Origin of the sequence: Mesorhizobium sp. M1182 (assembly GCF_040318335.1) — a bacterium.
In the GTDB taxonomy this organism is placed as follows: domain Bacteria; phylum Pseudomonadota; class Alphaproteobacteria; order Rhizobiales; family Rhizobiaceae; genus Mesorhizobium.
This window is the reverse complement of sequence record NZ_JAMYMD010000005.1, coordinates 205,422-219,375: the sequence shown is the minus strand read 5'-3', so window position 1 is coordinate 219,375 and position 13,954 is coordinate 205,422. Positions and strand designations below refer to the sequence as shown.

Here is a 13,954-nt window from a genome sequence, read left to right as displayed (position 1 = left end):
CCTCAGGCTAACCCCTGGGGGCCATTTTCTATTCAAGGATCACAATGACCTCACCAATTAAGTCCTTCGTTTTCTATGATGCCGATGGCGTCACGAGGGACTTCACCTTCAGCTTCCCGTACCTCTCCAGAGACCACGTCAAAGTCTATGTTGATGGTGTCGGCTATGGCGACTTCGCGTGGGTTGGGCCTTTCTCCATCCGTACCAACACCACCCTTCCGACGCTCGCTGGTAAGATCAAGATCGCCCGCGAGACACCCGGCGACAGCCCCCTGGTCACCATTGGCGACGGCACATCTCTCCGCTCGGTGGACCTCAATCGTCAGTCCCTCCAAGCCATGTATGTGGCGCAGGAAGCGGCCGACGCAGCTCTCCTAGTGAAGTCCAGCGCTCTCGTGCCTCCAGACAGTGACGCAGGCCGCGTGGCGCTGGAGTTCCCATCCATCGAAAGCCGCAGGAACAACGCACTCGGCTTCGACGCAGACGGCCAGTTCCGCGCCTACTCCCCAGCGGACATGCCCAAGGGTGAGACCGGTGACAAGGGCGATGTAGGTGCCACGGGACCAGTGGGTCCTCAGGGTACGCAGGGCCTTCAAGGTCCACAAGGTCCAGCCGGCGACAACTACTCCCCGGACGGCAAAGGTCTGACCGCAGGCCGATCTGCGTTCAACGCTCAGGCTCTTGGCTTCTCCTACCTCGATATCCAAACCGGCACTCTCTACTGGAAGCTCAGCGCAATCTCAGGAGATTGGTCAGCAGGGATCGCCTTTGGTGCCGGCGCTCAGGGCATCCAAGGCATTCAAGGCCCAGTTGGTGCGCAGGGCGCGGCTGGTGCAACCGGAGCGGCTGGCACCCCAGGGATGATCTGGCGTGGCGCTTACGCAGGCCCGACGGCCTACACCCCGAAGGATGTCGTCGCCTACAACGGCGCGGCCTACATCAACATCCTGGCCTCGACTGGTAACCTCCCGACTAATGCGACCTACTGGAACCTCGTGTCATCCAAGGGCGACCAAGGTATCCAAGGTGTGCAGGGTCCCGTTGGTCCGACTGGCCCGCAGGGTGCTGCTGGCCCGCAGGGTCCACAAGGCACAGCTGGCACAGACGCTACAATAACCTCAGCCGCAGTCGGCTCAGCCATCGCTGGCATTGCATACGGCGCTGTTGGCTCGTCCGTGTTTGGCTACATCTACAACACCGGAATTACTGAAGGTGGGACCTACGCCGGCTCCTCCATCCAGCCTGCTGGTCTGCAACTGAGTTCTTTCACCGCCATGGCGGATGATAACGCTCCTTCGGGCGACCGTACCGTGACGAAGGGTGGGTCCGCTCTGTCTGGCACATGGCGCGCACTGGGTCGGTCTTCCTACAGCACTGGCACCAACTTCGCCCGGTTCACTCAATTCGTGAGGATCGCCTAATGGAATACCGCTACCCGAAGTTCAACGCAGCAGGCTCCATCGACGTGGAGGTCAATCACCCAGTCCACGGGTGGGTGCCCTTCACTGCATCCCCGAGGGACGCTGAGGCTCTTGGAAGGCAGCTCTACGCCTCCACCAGGGCAATCGCAGCTCCGTATGCTTCGCTCCCTGAGCCGACGATTGAGGAGCGCCGCGCGGTGCTGCCCTCGATCACCCCAAGGCAGCTTAGGCTGACCCTCCAGTCCATCGGGATCACCGAGGATGCCATCGAAGCTGTCCTCGTCAACGACCCCGAGGGCAAGATCGAGTGGAAGTGGGCAACCACATTCTCTCGCAAGCACCCACTCATCAACACCATGGGAGCCGTCTTCTCGATCACCCCCGAGCAGATCGACGACCTCTGGGTGTTCGCTAAGGCCATCTGATGGCTGCCCTCTCTCTCATCACAGGAACTACTACCTTGGACAACACCACAGCAGGCGTGGCGATCTCTGCTGTCGCGAGCCCTGTCTGGCTTCCCATGCTCCACTCCGTGTCTGACGGGGCCGCGATCATCGCCCCAATCCTGGGCACGATCTGGCTCGTTGTTCAGATCATCGGAAGAACCAAAGACATCCTCCGTAAGGACAGCAAATGAAGACCGACAACAAGGCCCTGAGCGCCCTGTTCGATGCTTTCGCTGGTGAGCTGAGCAAGCTCATCACCGAGGGCAAGACCGTCATGGACAAGGAAGGCGAGATCGTTCGGCTAAGCCCCGACGCCGCCTCCCTGAACGTGATCCGACAGTTCCTCAAGGACACCAACACGACCGTCGCCCCGAACACCAACAAGGTGGTCAACGACATCGCCGCGAGCCTCCCGTTCGACGGCTCTGAACATGACGAGCAAGCGAGACACTAAGTGAACATCACCGCACAGAACACCTTCACCCCCGCTGTCCTGATCCAGTCCGGCAACATCTTTGACGTCTCGATCAGCGGCACATTCGTCGCAACAGTGACCGTCCAGCGGTCCAAGGACGCCGCTACATGGTTCGACATCGACAAGTTTACGGCTGCCGCTGAGAAGACGGGCGTGTCCGGCTCGGCTTGGTACTTCCGCGTTGGCGTGAAGACCGGAGAGTTCACCTCAGGCACCATCGTGGCTGCAATCTACTAATGGGCGTCCCTTACATGTTCTTCAGGGGCGTCCTAAGCGACGTCCTGTGGTCCTCTACCTCGGTCGCAGCACCGGCCGAGCCACCTCCGGTCGTTGTCGATCCGACCTATCTGCCGGTCCTCTCGACAGCCCCAGCAGTCGTCTATGGAACGACGAGGCTTCTCGCCGCCTACTCAGGCCCAGCGATCCGGGTTCAGCGCGCCGTCGACGACGTTGAGCAGGACATCAGCTTCGGCTCGAAATACTTCGACACCGCCGCCGCCACATCGTTCCGTGGGGCCAGCTCTCTGGGGCTGCGCAAATGGTACGATCAGACCGGCAACGGCTTCCACCAAGAGCAGGCGACCAAGGCCAACCAGCCGGGTGTCTTCCCTGAGGTCCTCTACAACGGCGCACCGTCGATCTCGTTTGACAGCTCCGCACTGGTCCAGAACCAAAGCTCGAAGTTCACGGCCTGCACCACCGGCCCGACCGTCGCCAAAGAGAACTTCACCGAGTTCTACCTGCTCTCGCCGAACTTCTCTCTCAACGACAACTACTTCGGCTCGATGCCGGCAGATGCGACGACCCTTTCGCTGTTCACCACGACGGCAAACGTCGGCCTGAGGGGCAACAACACCACGCCCTTCAACGACACCCGCACGGGTCCCCGGAAGGTGCCGCCTCTGAACCAGCATGTTCTCCGCTGGAGAGGTGGTCCGACCGGCAAACAGTTCGGCGTCAACGGCTCGCTGTTCCTCGTGGGCACGGCCCCTGTGGCCGGCAACGTGACCGGCAAGGGCTTCGGCAGGTGGAATGCCACCACACCGACCAGCTACGATGGCGAGTTCGACATCATCGCCTACGTTGCCTATCCGGCAGCCCTGTCCGATGCCGAATGCCTGGCTGTCGAAGCCGCCCTCAAGGCCCAGTGCAACGTTGTCACCTCGTCCACTGTCAAGGTCGTCTTCGACGGCGACAGCAGGACCGAGGGCTCTGGCCACTCCAAGAACCAGACGTGGACGAAGAAGCTGATCCAGTCGCTGTCGACGCCAATCTACGCGGTCAACATGGCCGTTGGCGGTCAGTACCTCAGCAACATGGTGACGAATGTCGCCGGTCGCGTGACCAACCAGTACGATGCAGCGTTCACCAAGAACATCGTCTGCATGGGTGGCCCAGGCATCAACGACATCACCAACGGTAGGACGGACGCGCAGCTCATCGCTGACTTCCAGAGCTACGCGAACGGCATCCACGCCAGCCAGCTCCTCATCGCCGCAACGATCCCTTACCGGGACACCGCGACCACGCAGCAGGAGACCTATCGGACCTCGTACAACACTTGGCTCCGCGCCAACTACGCGACGTATGCGGAGCGCCTCGTGGAACTCGACATCCCGCAGTTCGCCTACTGGTCCGCGAACTACTACATCGACATCGTCCACTTCAACGATGCCGGCCAGCAGCTTTGGGCAGACGCCTTCAAGCCTGCAATCGAGTCGCTCATAGCGGCTTAACGGACGCCTCAGGACGAGCGCTAGGTCGCTCAGCAACCCCACAGCCCCCAAGCTCACAACGCTCGTCCTGAGCGCTCCCTACCCCCTTTCCGAAAGGTTTGATGACCAAGAAATCCCTTGGTTCCTCGACGCATTTGTCGACGGAACGAGATCCAATTCGCGACGACTTCCGGAACTTCCTGTTCCTCGTGTGGAAGCACGTCCTGCCCAACGCGAAGCCCACGAAGCTTCAATACGACATTGCCTCATTCCTTCAGCACGGCCCGAAACGCCTCATCATTGAAGCCTTCCGTGGCGTCGGCAAATCCTGGGTCACCTCGGCCTTCGTCTGCTGGATACTCTACTGCGACCCCCAGGCCAAAGTCCTCGTGATCTCGGCCTCGAAGCAGCGCTCGGACGACTTCTCGACCTTCACCCTCCGTCTCATCTTCGAGATGGAATTGCTGGCCCACCTGAGGCCACAGGGCGACGATCGGATGTCCAAGGTGGCATTCGACGTCCACCCGGCTGCTGCCTCCCACGCCCCCTCTGTGAAGTCCCTGGGGATCACCTCCCAGATCGCCGGATCACGCGCAAACTACATCATCGCCGACGACATCGAAGTCCCGAACAATTCCGACACCCAGCTCAAGCGTGACAAGCTCGCCGAGCAGATCAAGGAGTTCGACGCGGTTCTGTCCCCAGGCGGGCGCATCATCTTCCTCGGCACCCCTCAGACCGAGCAGTCGATCTACAATAAGCTGCCCGAACGTGGCTATGTCGTCCGCATCTGGCCGGCCCGCTATCCCGACGAGGAGCGCCGCGCCAAGTACGGCTCGAGACTTGCCCCGATCATCGGCCGCGAGCTGGACCTCGACAGTGGCCGCGTGGGTGACCCCAGCGACCCTGAGCGGTTCAATGACGTCGACCTAAGTGAACGTGAGCTGTCCTATGGGCGCTCGGGCTTCTCGCTGCAGTTCATGCTGGATACCAGCCTCTCCGACGAGGACAAGTTCCCGCTGAAGCTGTCCGACCTGATCGTCATGGGGCTCAACCCCAAGAAGGCTCCCAGGTCTGTGGTCTGGGGCTCAGGCCCTGAACAGGTCCACGAGAAGCTCCCCAACGTGGGGCTGCCCGGTGACCGCTACAACCGCCCGATCTTCATCGAGAAGGACTACCTCGATTACGAGGGCTCAGCCATGTTCGTCGATCCCTCGGGACGCGGCAAGGACGAGACCGCCTGGGCCGTCGTCAAGATGCTCCACGGCACCCTCTACCTGACAGCTATGGGCGCGGTGCGCTCGGCCGGCTACGGCGATGACACCCTGACCAAGATACTGACCACGGCCCGCGACCAGGGCGTCAACATCATCAAGGTCGAGCCCAACTTCGGTGACGGCATGTTCGCCCAGCTCCTAAGGGCCAAATCCGCGGTGTTCTACCCGGTCCTCATTGAGGATGCTGAGTGGTCGAAGACCCAGAAGGAGGCCAGGATCATCGACACCCTGGAGCCGATCATGAACCAGCACAGGCTCGTGGTGTGTGAGACGGTCATCGAGAAGGACTACCTCAGCACAGAGAACCTACCGGCTGACGAGGTCAACAAGACCCGGCTGTTCTACCAGATGACCCGGATCACCAGAGCCCGTGGTGCCCTGGCACATGATGACAGGCTCGATGCCCTGGCTGGCTGTGTTGCCTACTGGCTGGAATGGATGTCTCGGAACACCACCGTGGCTGCTGACCAGCGTAAGGCCGAGCTGCTCGATGCAGAGCTGGCTAGGTTCATGGAGAATGCTCTGGGAGGGTCTGCTGTGTCTGGTCCCAACTGGATGGGGCAACGGTGAGGCTCGGCTAAAGCCTCGCTGTACCCCCTCAGATACCCCTAGATTGAATAGGGTGAACAGTGGCACTACCCTAAGGGTTCTCCCCCTTAAGGTTACCCTTAAGTGGAACCTGAGAGGGACCCTTAAGGGGACCCTTCAGTGCCACCTGATAGCCACCTGAGCCTGCCTTGGAGTTCCCCCAGGGTGGGCTTACGGGGCAGAGGGACCCAGGAGACCCTAGACATCAGGAAGGAACATCTTCTCCTCCTTGGCAGCAGCCAGGAATGCCTTACGGGCCTCCTCTGGGGGAACCTCATCGGCCAGTGCGGCTACACATACGCGCACCGCTAGGTTCCACCTCGGGCCACGCTTGGTCCACTTGAGGAGATGCTCGGATGCACCCTCGACGTGGGTGATTCCGTACCTCACGCCGGGCCGATCACCCCTTACGCAGACCGGAGGGTAGAACCAATGGAGACCCATAGGGGTCAGCTTGGAAGAGGCTTCCGGGCTTTCCGTCCAGCCCAAAGACCAGCCGCCGCTCCAAACACCGAATAGCAAAACGTCATTCCAACCACGCGCAGCGCTGCTTCCTTTGACCCGACGTCAAAATCCTCAGCCTGGAGCATTGACCAACCGAGGACCCAGCCCGCGACCCATCCGCAGATCAAGGCCGAAGCGAACGCAACAGTCCCACAAATCCATCCACGAAATCGGCGCATGATAAACCAACTGATCACGCCCGAGACGATAGCCGCTACGACATAGGCGACAACCATTTCCGTACCCCCTTTGAAGCCACATCGCTGGGATAGCAGATTTCTAGGGGCACCGGAATGTTTGGTACAAAAGTCCGTGACCCCCATCAGATATACGGCAGCGCGCGACTCCCCCCGTGCCCCCTTCGGTTCCCCTCGATTTGGCCTTGTGTCGCACCCTAGGTCACAGCTTGTGCCACAGCATGCGCCTAACCGGTTGATTTCATACGCATTCGGACTGGATCATAGGACCATGGCAAGGCCTAGGGCGGGCCTGATGGGGCTCTAAACAGGCTCTAAATGGGCATGTGAAGGGCATAGGAACAAATGCCTAGGCGTTCCCTCGCCAATCGGTGCTTTTGCCTGTTACGGTATTACATGACGTGAGCTATAGCCTGACGTTCCATGCATCACAACCATCAGCACAACCTAAGCCCACCTTCACAATCCATGAGGTGCATTGATCCTGTCCCATATACAGCACGCGCGGGCAGGCATGCGGTTTCCACCTAAGCCAAGCATGATCGGCAACGCACATCGGCAACCGGCGCCCCAAATCAAGGCCTTAGCACCTCGGCTATGTGCCTGATATCATTACACAATCCATGCGACTTGGGCTCTCAAACAGGGCTCAAAACAGGGTCATTTTGATCAGCTGGGAGCGGTGCCTAGCGAATATTCGAAGATTTCTTCAAACTTTCTTTGGCAGCAAAATCAATGGCTTAACTAATAATAGGCATCATATCGGCGTATTTCTCCGCATCTATTGTTTTCTCCGCTTGCGCCAACGTCTCCGCTATGGGAGAAAGAGACACCGGAGCGGATGGCGCTTCGGCCGGGGCCAAGGGCCAGAGAGATCGCCGACACTGCCCACCAAGGGCTTACCTGAGGTTTGTCGCCTCGGACGCCGGGAAAGACCGGGGTTTACCGAATGGCACCTAAGACCATGAGGGATTGCATCTAGGCCTGTAAATGCTGGCCCGTGCGCTGAATAGGTCTTAGATGACCACAGCCGAAGCAATCGGAAAGCATATAGAGGCCACCACGTTAGGCCAGCAACAAACACCTAAGGGGAACGCAAGTTTCCCTAATGGTGTTTCTTGGCTTGTCCTAAGGACATGCTTGGAAACATCTTAAGGGTCAATCAGATGAAGCCTTTCCACAGTGCAACGGTTCGCTCCGGTGGCAACGCCAAGACTATCAAGGGCGATAAAGCTGGCGAGTTTGTAACCGCCATTATGTACTTGGCACCGGCCCGCATGGCTGGCGGCGCTAATCTCTGCAGCATGGCCACGCTGGCCGGCTGTGATCCGAGCCACGGCGGCGGCTGTCTGGTCAAGGCTGGCCGCGCTTCCTACACGCCAAACATCAATCTGGCGCGCATTGCCAAGACACAACGATACCTCGCCAGCCGCGAAGCCTTCCTAGCTGAATTGGTGCGGGATATCGGTCGCTTTGCCCGCAAGGCTGCCAAGCATGGTCTTAAGCCGGCCGTGCGCCTTAATGGCACGTCGGACATACTTTGGGAAACCGCGCATCCTTGCTACCGCAACGGCCAGCGCTTCGCGTCCATCTTTGAGGCGTTCCCTGAGGTGCAATTCTACGATTACACCAAGGTCTACAAGCGCGTCTCTAAGGCGCTGCCGGCCAACTATTCGCTCACCTTGTCCTATAGCGAGGCAAGCCGCGCCTATGCCGACGCCGTCAAGATGGCCGCGACATGGTCTAAGGTGAACGTGGCGGTCGTGTTCCGCACCAAGGCAATCCGCGACAGCTACATGGCCGCTGCAGATGGCTTTGAGGGTGTCGAGGTGATTGACGGCGACGAAACCGACATGCGCTTCCTTGACCCTAAGGGCGCAACGCACGTCGTCGGCCTCTACGCCAAGGGCAATGACGCTAAGCGCGACAGCTCCGGCTTTGTTATCGACTAATGTCTCCGCTAAAGGACACTCTCCGTTCAATCGAAAGGCTCCGCTATGGAATACGCAACCGCTGCCGTTCTCTGGTCTCTCATCGCCGGCTTCTGTGTCGCCGCGTTCATCGCTGAGGTGCGGTCATGAACCGTCACCTATTCCACAAGGATGGTCGCCCGGTCGCAGTCGGCGACGAGGTCACGTCATTCCGCGACGAGAAGTACATCGTGACGGGCTGGGAGAAGACCGGCCGCAACAGGGTGTACGTCAAGGCCGTGGGCGACAAATACGAGGCCGAGTTCTTCGTCAGCGTGTTCGATCTCTCATGGGACAAGCCGGCATGAGCCGCCGCGCACCTACTTCGCCCCGTAAGCCTACGCGCCCAATTTCGGGAAGGTCCAAAAGCGAGAGCAGCGCGTACGTCTCCGGAGTGATCCGAAACCCTACGCGCTGCATTACGCGTACCGTCCATCTAGTGAGGCGGGAATTACTTCCCCTTCTTCTCATCCTGGCTAAGCGCGGAGGCTGCCAAGGTGGCGATCTGGGCTTTGCTAGGCTTTATTGCGCCGGACAGGACTTTTCCGGCAAGACTCGAAACCTTTGGTGAAGATTGCTTTTTCGTCATGATTTTTTCCATAAAAGGGTTGAGTTTTCCGCAAGGATCAAGCTGCAGAAAACGTTGACTGATTCGAATTTTACTGCTAGTAAAGTGCCGTAGCCAAAAGGCCACGGCACCCGAGCTTCGGATGCTAACGCAGAGCCTTAGCCCTGCTTAGTGTAACAACTCGGCTTGCCACATGGGATACTCCTTAATCGAAGACCGCGCCGGTCGGGTTGGGAGTTTGAACAGGACTGTAATCCTGTTCGACGTCTGGGGGGGCACTTGCCTCCCCATTCTCGTTCGGAGGCAACGACTCCGCGATTTCTTTCTTGCCGCTTTCTGTAACCCGAAATGTTCCGGGCGTTACGCGTTCAAGGACGCCACGCGTAACCATGTTTGCGGCTTGCGTACGTACGCTTGGACGCTTCATGTCCGGGTGTCCGATAATGTCGCCAGCCATCACAATGTCGTCTATGCCAAATTCGCTGGTTCCCTCATCGGACGCTAAAGACAGAAGTTGTGCCCATTGGCTGGAAATCCCGCGTTCGCGCGATGCCGACGCCCGGCGCGTTCGAGGGCCACTCGACTGTGGGTTCAGATATTGCAGTGCATCGCGGTACGCGGCGATTTCCGCCCTGAGGGCGTGCCGTGACATCTCAAGCTCTTTAATCTGGGCGTCAATGTCTTCGAGTTGCGATTGACGCTCTGCGATTCGTTTTTCGATAGGGTGTGCCATTACTCGACTATAACGAAATTCGCCTCCCGCGTCAAGTGTACGTAAACCTTAACCGACCCCAGACGATACGGACACCGTCAAATGAATACGTTTAACGCATAATAAGCGATATTTGACTGTACGGTCAAATTTGGCTTTCGCGCAAGCTTCCCGTCAGCTGCCCTTTGCGGCTACCTTCCGGGCCAGCACTGCCACACCCCTAGTGAACCAGATTTCTTCGACTTCCCTCGCGGCCTCGCGCGGGGTGTCCTCGAACCCTGCGTGGCTGAAGCCTGTGTGCCCGATCATGGCATTCATCGTCCAATACCAGCGGCGACCCTGTGGGCCGCCAGCCATTTTGTAGATGCGACCTACTCCCTGCTCCTCGGCAAAGCCCGAGAAGTCGTCGGGATGGTCATCCCACGTCCGCCTCCACCTCAACTTCAACTCGATCTCGCTCATGCCAGGGCAAATAGGGCCTCGACGTGAACAGAGCAAGAACAGGAGATCACGATGCACACCATCAACGAGCAGTTCTTCAACGAGGGCAAGGCCCTGTCATTCCTCCGTGGCTACCTCGACGAGTTCCGGCCGGCCACCTACGGCACCAAGCTGACCAAGCGGCGCACCCGCTGCGGCCAGTATTGGGAAGTCGTCGGCTCCCGCTTCAACTAATGGTGGCACATTCCTTGCCTCTGGTCGGCTGCCCGGTTCGGGCGGTCTACCGGGGTCCAAATATTCAGCAACTCTCAAAGGCAACAGCACAATGTTCAAGCTCAAGAATGAATTTTTCGAAGGCCAGCGCATCCGCATCATCGAGCCGACGTGGGCCGACCATACCGATGGCTTCGCCACGGGCAGCACCGTGACCATCACCGAGCCAGACCTTCATGGGCTGGTTGAAGCCGTCAGCTCCACGGGCACCACCGCCAATCTCTACCCCGACGAGTTCGAGGTGATCGACGCCAAGGAACCGACCGCACCCATGACAAAGTCGGTCCTCGCTCTCCTGCGCCGCAAGGGTGCCATCACGTCGCTCGAAGCCCAGGGGGTGCTGCGGTGTCGCCAGTTGCCGGCCCGCGTCCTCGAACTGAAGCGCCTCGGGCACAAGATCATCACCGAGCTGAAGCTGGACCACACCGGGCAGAAGTACGCTCGATACCACCTTCAAGTGGCATAGTTAGGAGAGGCGCGAGACCCTACGAAGGCAACCTCGCGCCTCCTACATCCCTGCATTACGCCCTTCTAAAGGACCAGTGCAGGGACCACGCCAATGCCGAACATACCAGCCAAGGAAAGATTGAAGCGGGTGGCCGTTATCGAGTTGGTTCTCGACCTTGTCGCCGAACTTGATAAGCTCGGCACCAGCCGGGACATGCACATCGTCCTGATGGCAATCCGACTTGGGAACTACCAACGGCGACCTATGGATGTGACTGCTCTCGCTGTGGCAACCAGCCTGCCGCGTACCACCGTGATCCGCCACATTCATGCCCTTGAGGAGCTTGGCAGGGTGAAGGTGGTCACAAACGGCCGGCGAGCGATTCCACTCCTAATCGGAAGTGATCTGCCGCTTGTCAAAGGCTTCTATGGGAAGCTTGAGCAGCTCGTTAATCAAGCATCTTCTAACCTGTCCAAAGTGGACAGTTCACGCGTAGACACAAATGTTAACGATCGGTAATGAGCCGGCATGAGCCCCCGCTCTGGGTCGCTCGCACCCTCAGGAAAGCAGAATAGCATGATGACCGCAGTGCATGCAGTACAGATCATCCATCACCTCTCGCAGATCGCAGAGGCTCTTACGGTTATGAGCGGAGGTTCCTTCAAGCCCGCCGCACCTCCCGTTCAGGCTGAGATACCCGCTTCGCCATGGGACAGCCCGAACGTTCCTAACGAGTATGATACGGTCCTCGGCTATTTCTCCAAGATGCTGCCGAGCGCCTTTGACATGATGTCTGAGCCCGTCGCGGACACCCAGCGCGATGGTTTCTGGCTTACCCATCAGGCAGCCCGACGCGGCATTAAGGTCGTCAAGGTTGCCGCTCCTGAGGCCCTGATCGACAGCGGCATCACCGAGCTGAACGCCTACCCTGTGAGCCTCCTGGCGGAACGGCTCGCAGCGTAGTTTGATAGCCTAGTTAGGACGCAACAGCGGAGATTACGGGGGCTTATATCTCCGCTGTTGCAGAAGATGCGGTACTGGGATAAGCCTACATAAGCCATGACTATGGCAGGGAGAGGACAAGACCATGACCAAGACGATATCTACGCCTGTGGAGAACAAGACAGCTCGTAAGTTCATCGCGTTTATTGAAGAGTTCCGGAAGCTCAATAAGGAGATGCAGGCCAACCAGATTGCCCTGTTTCTCCACGTTGCGGCCCAGCCTGACCTCACCATCAGGGAATACAGCCAGCGCGCCGACCTTGGCGATGGTGGCACCATCACTCGCAACCTAGACGCACTCAGCCCGACCCGTAAGGTTCTCCAGAAGGACCCCCAAACGGGCAAGCAGGTGCCAGCACTTGTCGACGGCTACGGCCTCATCGAGCTGTACGAAGACGCCATGGACAGGCGCTTCAAGCGGGTCAAGCTGACCCCACGAGGCGTCCGCGTCTACAACACTCTCATCCAAATCCTAGGGAGCTGAGCATGTCAGTCAATCCACGCGGCAAAGGCTTCCAAGTCGATGTCAAGCTGTCCGGTGTCCGTCACCGGCCCTTCTTCGAGACCGAGGCCAAGGCCAAGGCGTGGGAGGCTGACGCTCGCCATGCGGACAAGATGGGTCGCCCGCTGCCTGAGGCCACCAACTCCACGGTGCAGGGCGGCGGGCGGATCGAGACGCTGGGCGATCTCTTCGACGAGGTCACCAAGACCCGGTGGTCAGCCAAGAACGCCAAGGCGTCGAGCTTCCTCGTGCGCAACGGCAAGCTGTTCACCGACTTCCTAGGCCGCGCCCGCCTGATCACCTCGATCAAGTCGGCTGACTTCTACAGCTACGTCGACCACTGCCGCTCGCTGGGCAACGAGAACGCAACCATCAACCGGAAGGTCTCGGCTGGCCGCACCATGATGCGTGTCGCCGTGCAGCGCGAGATCATCCCAGGCGTCCCGTACTGCGAGAAGTTCAGGGAGAGCGCCGGCTCGGTCAACTACTTCGAGTTTGGCGAGGAAGACCCAATCCTCACCCACCTCAAGCACCGTGGGCTCGACCAGTTGTATGACCTCGTCATCTTCCTCGTCGACACCGGAGCGCGCATTGAGGAGGCCCTGACGGTCGACTGGAAGACCATCCACGGTGGTCGGCTGCGGCTGGAGAACAGGAAGAACGGATCGTTCGGCGTCATCCCGCTCACCAAGCGCGCCACCCTGGCCCTGGAGCGCCGCCGCATCCACAGCACGAACGTCGACCGGCCATTCGGCGACTTCAAATACAAGTGGGCCGTGGCCCAGCTCACCAAGGTCTACGAACACCTCGGCGGGCGATACCTCGACGTGACCCAGCCACTCCACGTCTTCCGTCACTCCTGTGCCAGCCGCTTGGCCATCGCTGGGATTGATGCTAACCGCATCAAGGAATGGATGGATCACTCCAGCCTTCTGGTTACCCAGCGATACGTCAAGCTGAGCCCGAAGAACCTTGAGGTCGGGGCCGACGCGCTCGACCGGATGACGACACCAGCCAAGCTCAAGATCGTGAAGAAGCGGGCTTGAAGTTGTGACTATTTGGCCAGCTGGTGCTCTGGCAAACTATCCATGAGGCCTTTCACGGCGACCCAATAGCGTTCGAGCGGATGTCTGTCACAATAGTTTAGCAGAAACGCTCTCTGGCCACTGCGCGACACCGCTCCCAAATCCCGGGTGTTCTCGCGGCGCACTAATCTCTCGACGTTTGCGCCACTCATGTATCCCTGCGCCCAAATTAATGTGTAAACCTCTGTGTCGTCTTGATTATGCATCCGCGTGATCTCGGCGCATGTGAGCACCCCTAGCCCGCTCCCGGCTATGGCTTCAGCAAATGAGTTTTGAGAGATCAGGCCCAAAAAAGCCAGTACGAGCGCACATTTCTTCACGGCACCATCC

General features: G+C 59.2%; 20 protein-coding genes. 15 read left to right on the top strand and 5 right to left on the bottom strand.

Annotated features, from left to right (window positions below):
• The first annotated feature begins 44 nt into the window (after window positions 1-44).
• From NKH33_RS09550 to terL, 7 genes are all read left to right on the top strand, one after another.
• Window positions 45-1,421 (top strand): phage tail fiber domain-containing protein, encoded by a 1,377-nt coding sequence (locus tag NKH33_RS09550; protein ID WP_352919094.1) that lies wholly within the window; start codon window positions 45-47, stop codon window positions 1,419-1,421.
• The gene (locus NKH33_RS09545) at window positions 1,421-1,846 is read left to right on the top strand and encodes a hypothetical protein (protein ID WP_352919092.1); all 426 of its coding nucleotides are present in this window, start codon (window positions 1,421-1,423) and stop codon (window positions 1,844-1,846) included. The genes NKH33_RS09550 and NKH33_RS09545 overlap by 1 nt, the downstream gene beginning before the upstream one ends.
• 35 nt (window positions 1,847-1,881) lie before the next feature.
• A complete protein-coding gene (locus NKH33_RS09540) occupies window positions 1,882-2,058 on the top strand; it encodes a hypothetical protein (protein ID WP_352901397.1) in 177 nt (58 codons plus the stop codon).
• Window positions 2,055-2,321 carry a DNA packaging protein gene (locus NKH33_RS09535; protein ID WP_352901394.1) on the top strand — a complete coding sequence of 89 codons (267 nt, stop codon included), beginning with the start codon at window positions 2,055-2,057 and terminating at the stop codon, window positions 2,319-2,321. Before NKH33_RS09540 ends, NKH33_RS09535 begins: the two co-directional genes overlap by 4 nt.
• Window positions 2,322-2,579 carry a hypothetical protein gene (locus NKH33_RS09530; RefSeq protein WP_352704398.1) on the top strand — a complete coding sequence of 86 codons (258 nt, stop codon included), beginning with the start codon at window positions 2,322-2,324 and terminating at the stop codon, window positions 2,577-2,579. It begins immediately after the preceding gene.
• Between the two features lie 14 nt (window positions 2,580-2,593).
• The gene (locus NKH33_RS09525) at window positions 2,594-4,078 is read left to right on the top strand and encodes an SGNH/GDSL hydrolase family protein (protein ID WP_352919090.1); all 1,485 of its coding nucleotides are present in this window, start codon (window positions 2,594-2,596) and stop codon (window positions 4,076-4,078) included.
• A 101-nt stretch (window positions 4,079-4,179) separates the two neighbouring features.
• Window positions 4,180-5,904, top strand: a complete 1,725-nt coding sequence (terL, locus tag NKH33_RS09520) for a phage terminase large subunit (RefSeq protein WP_352919088.1) — start codon at window positions 4,180-4,182, stop codon at window positions 5,902-5,904.
• A gap of 216 nt (window positions 5,905-6,120) precedes the next feature.
• Here the strand turns inward: terL and NKH33_RS09515 are convergent, their stop codons facing one another.
• On the bottom strand, window positions 6,121-6,366 hold the full coding sequence (locus NKH33_RS09515; protein WP_352901382.1) for a DUF982 domain-containing protein: 246 nt from the start codon (window positions 6,364-6,366) through the stop codon (window positions 6,121-6,123).
• A 1,393-nt stretch (window positions 6,367-7,759) separates the two neighbouring features.
• Between NKH33_RS09515 and NKH33_RS09510 the strand changes: the two genes are divergently transcribed.
• Window positions 7,760-8,575 carry a GP88 family protein gene (locus tag NKH33_RS09510; protein WP_352919086.1) on the top strand — a complete coding sequence of 272 codons (816 nt, stop codon included), beginning with the start codon at window positions 7,760-7,762 and terminating at the stop codon, window positions 8,573-8,575.
• 125 nt (window positions 8,576-8,700) lie between these two features.
• Window positions 8,701-8,901 carry a hypothetical protein gene (locus NKH33_RS09505; RefSeq protein WP_352919084.1) on the top strand — a complete coding sequence of 67 codons (201 nt, stop codon included), beginning with the start codon at window positions 8,701-8,703 and terminating at the stop codon, window positions 8,899-8,901.
• Between the two features lie 143 nt (window positions 8,902-9,044).
• Here NKH33_RS09505 and NKH33_RS09500 read toward each other — a convergent pair whose 3' ends face one another.
• From NKH33_RS09500 to NKH33_RS09490, 3 genes are all read right to left on the bottom strand, one after another.
• The gene (locus tag NKH33_RS09500) at window positions 9,045-9,182 is read right to left on the bottom strand and encodes a hypothetical protein (protein WP_352919082.1); all 138 of its coding nucleotides are present in this window, start codon (window positions 9,180-9,182) and stop codon (window positions 9,045-9,047) included.
• Between the two features lie 184 nt (window positions 9,183-9,366).
• Window positions 9,367-9,894 (bottom strand): hypothetical protein, encoded by a 528-nt coding sequence (locus NKH33_RS09495; protein WP_352919080.1) that lies wholly within the window; start codon window positions 9,892-9,894, stop codon window positions 9,367-9,369.
• Between the two features lie 153 nt (window positions 9,895-10,047).
• A complete protein-coding gene (locus NKH33_RS09490; RefSeq protein WP_352919078.1) occupies window positions 10,048-10,335 on the bottom strand; it encodes a hypothetical protein in 288 nt (95 codons plus the stop codon).
• Between the two features lie 51 nt (window positions 10,336-10,386).
• Here NKH33_RS09490 and NKH33_RS09485 point away from each other — a divergent pair, with 51 nt between their 5' ends.
• The 6 genes from NKH33_RS09485 to NKH33_RS09460 all read left to right on the top strand — a co-directional run bounded on the left by NKH33_RS09485 (window position 10,387) and on the right by NKH33_RS09460 (window position 13,585).
• Window positions 10,387-10,548, top strand: coding sequence for a hypothetical protein (locus NKH33_RS09485; protein WP_352919076.1), 162 nt, complete (start codon window positions 10,387-10,389; stop codon window positions 10,546-10,548).
• Between the two features lie 91 nt (window positions 10,549-10,639).
• Window positions 10,640-11,053, top strand: a complete 414-nt coding sequence (locus NKH33_RS09480; RefSeq protein ID WP_352919074.1) for a helix-turn-helix domain-containing protein — start codon at window positions 10,640-10,642, stop codon at window positions 11,051-11,053.
• Between the two features lie 93 nt (window positions 11,054-11,146).
• The gene (locus NKH33_RS09475; protein ID WP_352919072.1) at window positions 11,147-11,554 is read left to right on the top strand and encodes a helix-turn-helix domain-containing protein; all 408 of its coding nucleotides are present in this window, start codon (window positions 11,147-11,149) and stop codon (window positions 11,552-11,554) included.
• A gap of 57 nt (window positions 11,555-11,611) precedes the next feature.
• Window positions 11,612-11,998 carry a hypothetical protein gene (locus NKH33_RS09470; protein ID WP_352919070.1) on the top strand — a complete coding sequence of 129 codons (387 nt, stop codon included), beginning with the start codon at window positions 11,612-11,614 and terminating at the stop codon, window positions 11,996-11,998.
• Between the two features lie 124 nt (window positions 11,999-12,122).
• Window positions 12,123-12,521 (top strand): winged helix DNA-binding protein, encoded by a 399-nt coding sequence (locus tag NKH33_RS09465; RefSeq protein WP_352704426.1) that lies wholly within the window; start codon window positions 12,123-12,125, stop codon window positions 12,519-12,521.
• 2 nt (window positions 12,522-12,523) lie between these two features.
• Window positions 12,524-13,585, top strand: a complete 1,062-nt coding sequence (locus tag NKH33_RS09460; RefSeq protein ID WP_352919069.1) for a tyrosine-type recombinase/integrase — start codon at window positions 12,524-12,526, stop codon at window positions 13,583-13,585.
• Window positions 13,586-13,593: 8 nt separating this feature from the next.
• On the opposite strand, the gene NKH33_RS09455 is transcribed toward NKH33_RS09460, so the two are convergent.
• Window positions 13,594-13,944 carry a hypothetical protein gene (locus tag NKH33_RS09455; RefSeq protein ID WP_352919067.1) on the bottom strand — a complete coding sequence of 117 codons (351 nt, stop codon included), beginning with the start codon at window positions 13,942-13,944 and terminating at the stop codon, window positions 13,594-13,596.
• Window positions 13,945-13,954: the final 10 nt, after the last annotated feature.